We start from the raw sequence: 9,123 nt of genomic DNA, 5'->3' as shown, positions 1-9,123 counted from the left end.
ACATTGGACTATAAAACAATAGAGGAATTTGAAAACGAAATGTATAACCAAAAATCAGCGGCTTGAATCTTATCTAATTGTCCATTTTTTCGTTGCAAGTCCATTTTATCATCTGTATTCATTTGAAAAATCTAATTTAAGAGTTAAATTAATTAAGATTGTCAGATTAAGTCTTAATTATTTAATTTATAAACTGTGGGTATGCTATTTTATGATGTTAACGGGTGATTTTCGGTCATGATTCGGGATGCTTTTTTGTTTTTAGCACTCATTCGATACTCAGATGGCGTTTTTTGGTATTTTTTCCTAAATGCTCTTGCGAAATGTGCTGGGTTTTTGAATAAGCAATCATGGGCTATCTCATTTACTCTCTTGTCAGAAATTGCTAATAATTCTTTGGCTATATCCAACCGTTTTGATTGTATGTAATTATGTGGTGTTTCGTTGAAAAAGTTTTTGAACTCCCTTTTGAACGAAGAAATGCTTAAATTGGTGAGTGAGGCTAAATCTTGAATGGATATATCGTTCATTAAATTTGAATTAATGACTTGTCTAAAAGAAATCTCTTTATAATTTGAATTTTTCTTAAGAATTTTAGTGATTGCCTTTATGTGACCTAGAGAAAATAAAATCTGTATAAATTCTCTCAGCTTAATTTCAACCATTTCATTGTCAAATATTGTGGGGTGGTCAAAATAATAATTCAGACTCTCCATGTAATTGTCTATTATGGCAGTTTCTATTTTACCGGAAAGATTAAAGTTTGTGTCGACCCTACTATTTCTCCACATCCAACTTGGAATTTGACGCTGATAAATTTTATCTATTAAATCTGAACTTAAGATAACTGCGATGTTAAATTCGTTTTTTCGACAATCTTTTTGATATTTTTGATATAGAAAAAAATCTTTGGACTTTAATATGCCATATTTGGTTCTCAGATAGGACGCTTCTTTATTTGCCCATGACTGCAAATCCATAAAGTTGACAATTTCGGATGATTGAGTCAAACATTCAGCGGATCTACTGCAATTTGCATTGCCGTGCTGTTTAATAAAGACTGTCTGACCATATAATTCTATAACATTGCTGTTGCGAGTTTTCATAAGGGAAAATAATTCATTTTACTTATGGAACATGTTTGGCTTATATAAAGGGTTCTTCTATCAGCATTGATAGGAGATATTGATTTTAAATGGATTTCATAACTGAATTGTCAATACAAAAGTTTGATTGTGGTGTCAATCCTTTAAAACGCCATTTTGTAATACTGTTGCTTTTATTTGAGGAATCACTTTAGAGTTTTGGGCCTAAACATGCTGCAAAATGACTTCACTTATCGAGTTTCTGCTTCTTTGAAATTGAATCTGGAGAAATTTGATTTGTCCCTCTAAGGTATTTTGAGAAGAGGATGGTATGGGCGGTGCTTTAAAATTGAAAAGATAGTAAGTTGTCATTAGGTTAAGTTTGTTTGAGGTCAAAACTAGTATTAGATTAACATTCTGGGTTACTCAAAACGGTTCAGATAAGTCCTTTTTTGTTTCATATTTGGTTGGTAAGTGGTTGGGTGTATTTTAATCCCCTAAGCTTGATAAATGTTTGTCTGGAATAGTTTTTAAGGGCCTTAGTTTCAATGGTTCTCTACATTGTATTGATATCTAAGAGTTTGGAGCAAGAGTATGAGGTAATGATAATTAAATACAATGTATTTTACATTTCCTGTTCTTTTATGTGCTTGAATTAATTTTTTAATAAATACTGTCCGACCTTTCGGTATTCTGTATGGTTATTGGGCTGAAATATTAATTTCTTCCTCCTATGCGGTGTCTTAAGTTGAATTTCCACCTTGAACAACATAGGTCTTTTTAGGCAAGCAATAGAGCTTTTCAGGCAAGTATTTGTAGTGGTAAAATTAGATATTTGTACATGTGGTCGTTTGCAAAGTGAGGTTTTGCGAAAGTTTGAGCATTTCAAAAGGCCAATGTATTGTATTTTACTTTTTAAATATAGCAGGAATGGGTACGGCTGAGTTTGACTACAATTGCTGATTTATTGATTAAGGGGTTAATCAATATTTTGGGGTTTGGGATTGTATTGATATCAGACAATAAGCTGGCCCTTCCTTGTTGTATTTGAGGTGTTGAAAGTTTTGGGTTTTCTGTTCGATGACTGGAGGGTGTGTAAGGTCTCCTTTATTAGGATGTGAAAGAGGCGGTGTAATTTGAGTTTTAATCTATAGTTTTTTTGTCTTAAAATAAATGTGGACAACAAAGATTGATGTGCTTGAGCCACCAGTGTTAAATTATAATAAAGCAATGAATCACAAGCTATCAGAAAATGAAGATTATGTTTTTGACTTTTCACCGCTCCCTATGTGGTTGTATGATGTGTCAACGCTCAAAATAATAAAGGTTAATCAAGCTGCTCTGGTTCAATATGGATATTCAAAGAAAGAGTTTCTTTTGCTTACAATGGTTTCTCTTTTTCCAAAGAATGCTTTACGTATGTTGGATTCGTCACTTGGAGATGGAACTGGAACTCAGGGATTGGTTATGCTCGATAAGGAATTGAGCGTTCTGCATAGAAAAAAGGACGGTACGGTGTTTCCTGTTCGAATGAAAAGGAGTAGGCTTAATCGGGAGGGTAAGCAATATGAAGTGGTACTTGCGATTAGCGATGGTGAGCGCTCGATTTTAGAGCGGCGGATTTCAAATCAAAATCGAATTTTTCAATGTATAGCGGATGTTAATAATAATTTTGCCCGTAATCCAAACTGGCTAAAAGCCTTAGATGTATGTTTTACGATTATTTGTGAAGCACTCAAGTTGCAAAGAGCATATTTTTTTCAAATCGACCAGAGGATTTCTACCGTTTATCCGGAAGTCTTCTACTCAAGAGTCCATGTTAAAAGTAAATTGACCGCACCAGATGACAGATTGTTGCCCTTCCCTTTGATGCAAATGATTATGGCTTCCATGCAGGGAGGGAGAAAACTCGAAGCAACCAAATCTTATGTGGATGATGAGCAGATAGTCAATATTTTGGAGAAACGTGGAGTCGAAAAAATATTGGCCATGCCTGTCTTTTCACGAAATGTGCTCAAAGGGTTCATATACTTTGAGAGTTCTCAACATGGAAAGGTCAAATCGAAGGAAGAACTGTTCTTAATGGATGTGTTGACCTCAAATATTTCCCATATGATTGATAAGGCTGAATTGAATCTTAAAGCTAGGAGTATTCAAGAAAGTTTTGATTCTGTCTTTCGTAAAACACATGGAATTATGGCTCTTATCGATTCAAAAGGCGATTATATATATACTTCTCGAGGTTTTAAGAGAGAACTTGTAGATGAAATGGGAATGGAGAATGAGAAAAATTTTTTCCAGAATATATTTGTTGAAGATCGCGCAGCTGTTACCAAAAAAGTTCAGTCTATTTTTACAAAGAATCGAGTCAATATTGGTGTTTTCCGCATGTGTGATGGAGCAGGGAACACAAAATGGATGGAAGCTGTTTTGACTAATCACATGAACAATCCTTTGATTAATGCCCTGGCAATTGAAATTTCAGATGTGACCGAAGTGGTTTTGGGGGATAAAAGAAAAAAACTTTTACTTTCACTTTCCAAGATGTTGGGTAAAAACAAAAACTTAAAAAAAGGACTTTACAAATCTTTAACAAAAATAGCTTTAAATTCTAAGATGGAAGCGGGGGGGGTCTGGCTCATTACAAAAGACCAGCTGGTTCTAAACAGATATTCCGCCTTCGGCGCGAATGACATATCGGTTCGAAACTTTGTAAAACAGGTTCCCGTTAAAACGATTAAAAAGTATAATTGCCAAGGTGAAATGCATTGGAAATCAGATAATTGCATTTATGTTGAAGATATTGAATCATTTCAAAGTCTTATTCGAGTTGAATCCGATGGCATTGAAAAATTAAAATCTGTCATAGGCATACCCATTGTTACGGCAGGAAAATTCATAGGATGCATTTTGTTGTTTTCAAAATATCCCAGAAATATGTTGTTCGAAGAGTGTTTAATGTTTAGGGGTTTAGGACATGAACTTGGGGACTTAATAAAAAAGAAGCTTATAGAGGAAGATTATCAAAGTTTACTCGAATATTTTTCAGAACCTTTTTGTGCCATTGACTTGGAGAATGGCAAGATAAGGCATGTTAATAACGCTTTTGCAAATCAACTTGGATTTAGGAGAAGTAATATTCAGGGTAGAAGTTTAAAAGATTTTATCCATGAATCGGATGCTCGATTATTGGATAAGAAAATCAAACGGGATGGTGTGAAGAAAATGGATTGCTTTAACCAGATAAGGATGTTGACGCGTGATATGAAAGAAAAAGAGTTTATTATATACCATAAAGTGAAAATAAACGAGGGCTTGGTTCTGGCGCTTACTAGACAAAAGAACGGGCCACCATATTGTAAGAGAGATTTAAAATTGCTGAATGATCGTCTCATGCGTGTTCAAAAATTGGCAAATGTTGGAATTTGGGCTTATAATTTCAGTTCGGGTTTGATCGAATGGGGAGATGAGGTATATAAAATTTATGGGTATGATAAGGATATTTTCAGACCGAGTGTGGAGAAGTTAATCAAAATCGTACATCCGGATGATCGAAATTTTGTGATTGCTCGCTTAAAGGATACGGAAAGGACAAATAAAGAACTGCAATTTGAACACCGTATCATAACAGCTGATGGAATTGTCCGTTGGGTTAGGCAAAATGTACAATTGGTTTTGGATACCCAAGGGGCCTCTCTATATTTCGAAAGTATAACCCAGGATATTTCTGAACTGAAGAGGGAGAAGTTACATTTGGTCAAGAAAAATCATGGATCCCCTTTGGTCATGAATGTGGGTAAACAGCAAATTTGGGAATACGATTACGCCAAAAATGCGTTGGTTTACTCAGAAAACTCTGATGACAAAGGGAATAAAATTGTGGAAGAAGCTTTTTACAAAGATAACTCATGGTTTTCAAAGGTATTTCCTGAGGATTTGAACCGAGTTTGGGCGTTTTATGAGCAACAATTGTTTAGTAGAGATAAACAGGGGGGAACAATTGAGTACCGAATGGAAATGGATGATGGAAGAGTCGCTCATTTAAAGGATTCTATTTTCATAGAAAAGGATGACGACGGCCGCCCTATACAGACTGTTGGTATGACTTTGGATATTACTCAGGATAAACAGCAGTTGGAAATCATTGAAGTGCAAAATAAGGTGATAGATGAAGTTGTTTGGTCGCAATCGCATGTTATACGTTCCCCTCTTACGCGCATAATGTCTCTCATCGATTTATATCGAAATCCAAAATCGAGTGAATATGTCTCAACTGATAAATTGCACGAATTGATTTATGATGCGGTACTCGATATTGATAACGAAATCCAAAGAATTGTAAACAAATTAATTAAAATTAGTTTGAAACATGATTGACGAAATACTGTTGGTGGATGATGATGATGTAACCAATTTTGTTCACCAACACATGATTAAAATCAGATTTCCTAATATTCCCATTAGAATAGAATCTAACGGTGCTGCGGCTTTGGAATATATTTTGAAAAAACCATTTAATGAGTATTTAATTCTTTTGGATTTGAATATGCCGGTTATGAGTGGATTGGATTTTTTGAAAGCAATTGAAAACGATGTACATAGGTTCAACTTGAAAATATATGTGCTTTCGTCATCCATTGATTTAAGGGATAAACACGAAGTGGATGCTTTCTCCCATGTTGAATCGTTTCTACAAAAGCCTTTAAGGGATAACCTATTGGATGAATTAATAAATACCTACAAAATAAGGTCCTAGGGTGACTTATGAAGTGTATAGGAATGCTACTCATGTGGCTTTAAAAGATAGTATCAGGAATTAAGATTGTCAATCTTCACTTTTTTATTAAATATAATTAGTGTGTTAAATTTGTTGTATTCATGTTTATTAGAATTGAAAGGACTATCTCATAAAGTGTGTAAATAGAAAATTAACGGGGGCATGCCCCTGCTATTTTTTTGTCTAATTTTAAAAATTTGCACATTATGAAGAAAGAAGAATTGTTCAATGATGATTTCCTGAAGCAGTTCAAATCGGGAGACAGCTCAACGGTTTTCTTAAGGAATACCTGAAACGCGGTATCGAGAAGATGCTGGAAGGGGAACTGGACGGGCATCTGGATTACGAAAGGCACCTGAGGTCCAAGGACGGCAACTCCCGTAACGGGCACTCCAAAAAGAAGGTGCGTACCTCTTTCTGGGAGTCCGAGATATCAGTCCCTATGGACAGTCCACTTATTGGGATGTCGAATTGAACATTATACTTAGAGGCGGCTAGTGTTGTATTAGCTCCTTTAAATTCACGCCTAATTTTATGCCCCAGTATAAATCACTAATTCTTAGGATTTCAGTGTTTTCTCTAATGGTGATATTTGGATTGTGCTCAAGTTCTATATATAGAAGTCTGTTTATTTGAAGTCCTAATGTAATCAAGCTTCCAAAATTAAACTTGTTGAAATTTTCAATTTGGGGACCATGGATTTGATACTTCAAACCAGATGCTTTTTCCTCTATTACAATATCTCGGAACGACAGCATATGCCCAAACCTGAATCCCAATAAAAGATAAGGTGAAGATAATGTCTTAAAAGGTGATATTTTCATACCTAGGTTTAGAACGACTTCATTTAACGTGACTTTGTTGTTTTTGATTTCCGCTTCGGAACCATCACTAAATATGTGAGCGGTTTGGTTTTTAAATCCCCGTTGCAAAAACCCTATTCCATACCTTAGGGCTACTATATCAAAAACATAATCTTTTTCAGCAAAAATGAAAACTTGAAAACCAAATTTGAGTTCTTTATCTGAATCTACAGGGATTAATTTATAGTCCCACAATTGGTTGGTGTAAGTCACTCCAAAATTGATGCCATACCTATCAATGAGCTGACTGTAACCGTTAATTGAAAGTAAAATCAATATAAGTGTCATAAGTAATCTTAAATATGTTGATAAATTGAACCTATAGAGAAGTATGTCTTTATTTTTGCGTTTATTTCTCATAATAATGTATTACTAACGAGTTGAAGTTCTTAATGTAGGTATGGGGTTGATGGTTCAGTGAATTGAGTAAAAATGATTCTTTAAGAATTCATAGAAATTAGTGCTTTATGAATAAATAAGTGTTTTTATTGACTACCTTTTGTTTTTGAAATTCCAACTGAATGGAACTATTTGATTCCTATCTCAATATCATTTAATGAAATCTAGGATAAGGTTTTATATACCATACATACCCTCAATGATAAAAGCCATTATCGCCAAAACGATAGCCCAGAATCAGACCATGGGTACTTCCCAGTGGTGAATTCGCTGCACCATGTGTGTAGCTATATAATGCCCTTAAGTTTTTGGAAATATAAAAACCGGCTATAGCGTTGACTGAATTTTTTGTCCTCAGCCCTGCCCCAAATTCAAACTGGTTTTTAACCCTTAGGGAAAGGTTAATGTCTATTTGGAATGGGGCACCGGATTCAAACTTGAAAAGCAGACTTGGTTTCAAAATGTAATCGGGATCATATTTGTTTAAGATGAAATGATATCCAAGATATCCATAAAAGGGTCTTGAAATTTTTAGCTTGTCAGGATTGGAAAAATTATCACCGATTATATTGGGCATTGAAAAACCAGCAAAAAAGTTAGCATAGCCAAAAAGTGCACCAATCCCTATCTGTGGGATGGTGGAATTGAGATTTTTTGCGAATTTTGGATCATTTGGTATACCAAGGCTCAAAAAATCTTCATTGTAAATCATTGCGCCTGCTTTGAGACCCAATGATATAAAGGAACGATCATATATTTTCCAATAAGGATGTATGTTGTCATTCAAAATAATCTTGTAGGAATAAGCCCCGAAAATTTCAGTAGATGTAGAGACCCCGATTCTATCATGGATAACCCCAGCACCGAATCCCATGTTGCCGCTTGGGTGTGGAGTGCTAAATGTTGTGGTCATGGTTCTCGGTAGTCCTTCAATACTTTGATCTTTTAGCCCTATGTTACTGAAGTTGATTTCAGCGTTTCCTGACATTCCTGCATATGCCGAATTTATGATAAATGGATTATAACTGTATTCTGTGAATGCAGGATTTTGCTGCCCCTTTAAGGAAATTATAGAGATGGAGCATAATAAGATAGAAAGGTGCCTACGTATGTTCATTGTTTTATCGTTTTATGATTAAGTATCCTTTTTTTCTTTCTAGGTTATTTTCTTTGGGGATTTGGATGTGAAAAAAGTATGTGCCCTCAGGTAGCTTGCCAGCTCCCATGCTGACATATTGATTTGCAATACCATTAAAGACATTACTTGAATTATTGTATCCTTCAGTTCTAAATACCAAGTTGCCCCAACGGTTATAAATGGTGACAATGTTTTCTGGATATTTTTCTATTCCTGATATTGTCCAAAATTCATTAATTCCATCTCCATTTGGCGAAAAACCGTATATAGATTTTATTTTGGAACCTTTAACCGTGGTAAAGGATTGAACAAAACACTCCGGCATTTTACCCTGCTCATTATACGGTGTGATGGAAACATGAATTCGGGTATTAACTGGTAATTCTTTCATGGGGCGATAGTACGTTTCTGCCCCAACATTCTTTAAGGTTAATATTTCAGTTCCATTGGGACTTCCCCAAATGGTTAGGAAATACCCTTTTGCACCTACAACGGCATCCCACGATATCATAGTTTTTGTGTCTATATCAGTTGCTCCATTTGCCGGGTTTGTGAGTGAAGGACAGTCTTCCTGAGAGAGTATGTCATGGACTGTAATGATAAACCTGAACTCATTGTAACAGTTGGATTCATGTGGAGTAAATATATAAATATGGGTATTATCCCCATTTTTGATTTTTCCCCAACTCCCAATAACTTCATTGTCATCTCGGGTAGGTAAAGAGGCTACACTTGGTAATTCAGAATCTGAGTTGGCATTCCTATTGTAAAGGGAAGCAAAGTTAGTATTCATGCTTTCCTGTTCGGTTACGGTCACTGTTGCCGTTGCGTCGGTTGTGCACGGTGCTGTTGCGGCCACGG

General features: G+C 35.4%; 6 protein-coding genes and 1 pseudogene. 3 read left to right on the top strand and 4 right to left on the bottom strand.

Going from position 1 to position 9,123, the window contains the following annotated elements:
• Window positions 1-209 precede the first annotated feature (209 nt).
• Window positions 210-1,106 carry a helix-turn-helix domain-containing protein gene (locus tag D2V08_RS01065; protein ID WP_119606301.1) on the bottom strand — a complete coding sequence of 299 codons (897 nt, stop codon included), beginning with the start codon at window positions 1,104-1,106 and terminating at the stop codon, window positions 210-212.
• 1,152 nt (window positions 1,107-2,258) lie between these two features.
• On the opposite strand from D2V08_RS01065, the gene D2V08_RS01060 reads away from it, so the two are divergent.
• The 3 genes and pseudogenes from D2V08_RS01060 to D2V08_RS17985 form a co-directional block, all read left to right on the top strand.
• Entirely contained in the window at window positions 2,259-5,462 is a 3,204-nt protein-coding gene (locus D2V08_RS01060; RefSeq protein WP_119606300.1) for a PAS domain S-box protein, read from the top strand.
• Window positions 5,455-5,841 (top strand): response regulator, encoded by a 387-nt coding sequence (locus tag D2V08_RS01055; protein ID WP_119606299.1) that lies wholly within the window; start codon window positions 5,455-5,457, stop codon window positions 5,839-5,841. The genes D2V08_RS01060 and D2V08_RS01055 overlap by 8 nt, the downstream gene beginning before the upstream one ends.
• Window positions 5,842-6,068: 227 nt before the next feature.
• Window positions 6,069-6,310 (top strand): annotated as a pseudogene (locus tag D2V08_RS17985) (transposase); the annotation flags it as partial.
• Window positions 6,311-6,356: 46 nt separating this feature from the next.
• Here D2V08_RS17985 and D2V08_RS01045 read toward each other — a convergent pair.
• The 3 genes from D2V08_RS01045 to D2V08_RS01035 all read right to left on the bottom strand — a co-directional run.
• The gene (locus D2V08_RS01045; protein ID WP_119606298.1) at window positions 6,357-7,013 is read right to left on the bottom strand and encodes a hypothetical protein; all 657 of its coding nucleotides are present in this window, start codon (window positions 7,011-7,013) and stop codon (window positions 6,357-6,359) included.
• Between the two features lie 307 nt (window positions 7,014-7,320).
• A complete protein-coding gene (locus D2V08_RS01040; RefSeq protein ID WP_119606297.1) occupies window positions 7,321-8,241 on the bottom strand; it encodes a PorP/SprF family type IX secretion system membrane protein in 921 nt (306 codons plus the stop codon).
• A 4-nt stretch (window positions 8,242-8,245) separates the two neighbouring features.
• On the bottom strand, window positions 8,246-9,123 hold an 878-nt coding region (locus tag D2V08_RS01035; RefSeq protein ID WP_147374022.1), incomplete at its 5' end, for a T9SS type B sorting domain-containing protein.

Origin of the sequence: Flagellimonas lutimaris, assembly GCF_003581615.1 — a bacterium.
Lineage (GTDB): Bacteria > Bacteroidota > Bacteroidia > Flavobacteriales > Flavobacteriaceae > Flagellimonas > Flagellimonas lutimaris.
This window is presented reverse-complemented; position numbering and strand designations above follow the sequence as displayed.

Bases quoted from the DNA above. Each gene is read 5' to 3' on its own strand.
- D2V08_RS01065 (WP_119606301.1), bottom strand. From the start codon at position 1,106: ATGAAAACTCGCAACAGCAATGTTATAGAATTATATGGTCAGACAGTC.
- D2V08_RS01045 (WP_119606298.1), bottom strand. From the start codon at position 7,013: ATGACACTTATATTGATTTTACTTTCAATTAACGGTTACAGTCAGCTC.
- D2V08_RS01055 (WP_119606299.1), top strand. From the start codon at position 5,455: ATGATTGACGAAATACTGTTGGTGGATGATGATGATGTAACCAATTTT.
- D2V08_RS01040 (WP_119606297.1), bottom strand. From the start codon at position 8,241: ATGAACATACGTAGGCACCTTTCTATCTTATTATGCTCCATCTCTATA.
- D2V08_RS01060 (WP_119606300.1), top strand. From the start codon at position 2,259: ATGTGGACAACAAAGATTGATGTGCTTGAGCCACCAGTGTTAAATTAT.